Raw genomic sequence first — 3,336 nt, forward strand, 5'->3', positions numbered from 1 at the left:
GATATTTCGACAGCGGTAAGTGAGGGAGATGGGGGGGATATTATTATGGAAAGTAGTCATGGTGGAATTGATGCGAAAGAAGGTGGAATTAATGCTAGTTCTGAATTAGGAAATGGGGGTAATATTAGACTCACGGCAGATGGAAATATTCAGACAAATAATATCAATGCCAAAGCAACTGAAACAGGAGGTAATATTATCCTAAATGCAGGTAACTCAATTAATACTAATGATGGTAGAGTTTCATCTTCTAGTGAAAAAGAAGGTGGGAATATAGAAATAACTGCTGGAGAAAATATTCAGACAAGTGATATTCGCGCAGATGGCGCAGAAACGGGAGGTAATATTATCTTAAATTCAGGTAATTCTATTGATACTACCAACGGACCAATTTTATCTTTTAGCAACAAAGAAGGAGGGAATATAGAAATAACTGCTGGACGAAATATTACCACAGGATTAATATCATCAATTTCACAAGGTAGATCCTCAGAAAACGAACAAAGAAATAGAAGAGGTGGTGATATTACTCTTGAAGCAGGAGGAAAAATAGATACTACTCAAAGTCAAATACAATCTGCTGCTGTTGACGGGGATGGAGGAAATATCACTCTCAAAGCAGAAGGAGATATTTTCACACAAAAACTCTTATCTTCTATTGTTAGTGGAGATCATCAAGGTGGAAATATTATTTTGGAGTCTGAGAGCAACATTGATACAACCAAAGGTACGTTACGTTCAAGGTCGTTATATGGTCGTTATGGTAGCGGGGGTGATGTCAGTTTAAAGGCAGCAGGTAATATTATTACAGGTAGTATCTATTCTTATACTTCTTATGGAGAAAGAGGAGGAAATGTTTCTATCAGTGCAGGAGGAATTATTGATACTACTGGTGGTGCTATAGAGTCTTATAGTAATTTAGGTAATGGAGGAAATAGAGGAATTGGAGGAAATGTTTCTATCAGTGCTACTGACTCAGTAATTACAGGTAATATCACTACATTTGGAGGAGAAAAAGGAGGAGAAATTGAAATTATTAGTTCTGCGGGTAGTATTGATACCAGTCCAGGTGGGTTAAACTCTTCTGCTAAAAAAGGAACTGGAGCTAATATTATTCTGAGCGCTCAAAGAAATATTTACACAGGCAATATTGATTCATCTGGTATGGAAAAAGGAGGTGACATACAGTTAAGTAGTAACTCTGGTGAAGTTAATACTAATGAAGGAGAACTAACAACATCCTCAGAAAAAGGAATTGGAGCTAATATCATTCTGAGTGCTGAAGGAAATATTTACACAGGCAATATTGATTCATCTGGTATGGAAAAAGGAGGTGACATCCAGTTAAGTAGTAACTCCGGTAACGTTAATACTAATGAAGGAGAACTAACAACATCCTCAGAAAATGGTACAGATGGAGATATTTCTATCAATGCTTATGAAGGTAGTATTGAGGTAGGCGATCTTGATATTTCAACAGATATCACTGTTACTGATGGAACAGAAGAGGATATTAACGAAAATTCCAATAATATAGATGTAGAGCAAATTAACGATCGAGACGGAGAAGTTACTTTACAAGCACACAACGATATTACAATAAACGAACCTATTAACTCAGACAAAATATCCAACCTAGAAATAAAAGCAGGTCGTAATATAAATGTCAACGCTGACATAAATACTTCTGGAGGAAATGGCAATATTACTCTCAGTGCTAATGACAACAATGCAAATGCCAATTATCGGGAACCAGGTCAAGCGAATATTACAATGGCAACAGATACAACATTAGATGCAGGGAGTGGAAATATTACAATACAAATGGGAACTCTTGGCGAAGTTGGAGACATAACCTTGAGCAACCTCCGTACTGCTGGTACAGTTACAGTAGATACGACAGGGGGAAACATTTTTAGAGCTAGCGACAATTCTTTAATCAAAGCAGACAGCGTAATTTTTCAAACTAGAAATAATGGTGGAATTGGTTTATCTACACAACCAATTCGCCTAGAAGTAAATAACCTAGAAGCTAGAGGAGGTAGTGGTGGCGCATTTTTTAACTCTCCTACTCAGGAAATATCTATAGGAAACGCTACTGATGCAATTAGAGGAATTTTAACTTCTAGTGGAGGGGATGTAGAAATTAGCGCAGAAGGTGACATTACTGTAACTGAACCAATATCCACATTTACCAATAATGGAAAAGCAGGAAATATTTCCCTTAATAGCACTGGTGTTATTGATACATCTATTACTCAACTTATATCTCGCTCCTACGATGCAGCAGGTAATATCACTCTGAATACTGAAAGCAATATTCAAACTGCAAATGTAGACTCTCGCTCTTTTGGCAATGGTGATGCAGGAGATATTACCCTGGAAGCAGGAGGAGAAATTAATACAAGCAAGGGTAGACTAGAATCTACTTCTATGACCAGTAATGGAGGAGATATTACCTTGGAAGCAGAAGGAAATATCGATACAAGTTTCCTGCTTACTGCTACAACAACAATTCAAGGTGATGAGTCAAGCAAAGCAGGAGACATCACAATTATCAGCACTAACGGTGCTATTGATACTACTCAAAGAGTTACAATTAGCAACTTACCAGAAAATACAAATCTCACAGATCCCGCAGTTGCTGCTACCTTTGAAAGATTTCTACCTAACCTACAAGGTGCATCGCGCTCAGGTGATGGTAGTAATATTACCATTGAAGCTAAAGGAAATATTACGACTGGTCATATTAGTTCTTTTGGAAAACAAAATAGTGGTAACGTTAATATTACCAGTATGGAAGGTGATATCAAAACAGGGACTATTTTCTCCACTACCATCGAAGGTGTGGGTGGTAATATCAATATTCAGACTACTAATAACGGCAACCTACATATTAATCATATTGCTTCTTTTTCAGAAAAAGGTACAGGTGGTAATATTAACCTTAACTCTGCTGGCAATATTGAAATTTATAACATCGCTTCCTTCGGACCTGAAAAAAGCAGTAATGTCAATATCCAAACTAACGGTGGTACTATTACCACCAACAAGATCCAAACTATCGCCAACAACGGTACTAGCGGTAATATCCGCCTCAATACTTATAAATTTCAAGGCAATATTAATACTGCCAATATTTTTGGTAGCGATCGAACCATCGGGGGCGATAACTTCTACCTTTCCCGACGAGCGATCGCCTACTGACTGAATATTGGCAGTATTAATATTGCCTTGAAATTTATAAGTATTGAGGCGGATATTACCGCTAGTACCGTTGTTGGCGATAGTTTGGATCTTGTTGGTGGTAATAGTACCACCGTTAGTTTGGATATT

General features: G+C 37.4%; 1 protein-coding gene. It reads left to right on the top strand.

The genetic code is table 11. From position 1 onward, the window contains the following. On the top strand, positions 1-3,207 hold a 3,207-nt coding region (locus F6K22_RS36675), incomplete at its 5' end, for a beta strand repeat-containing protein (protein WP_375340231.1). Positions 3,208-3,336 lie beyond the last annotated feature (129 nt).

The sequence above is a fragment of the Okeania sp. SIO2F4 genome (assembly GCF_010672385.1).
Taxonomy (GTDB): domain Bacteria; phylum Cyanobacteriota; class Cyanobacteriia; order Cyanobacteriales; family Microcoleaceae; genus Trichodesmium.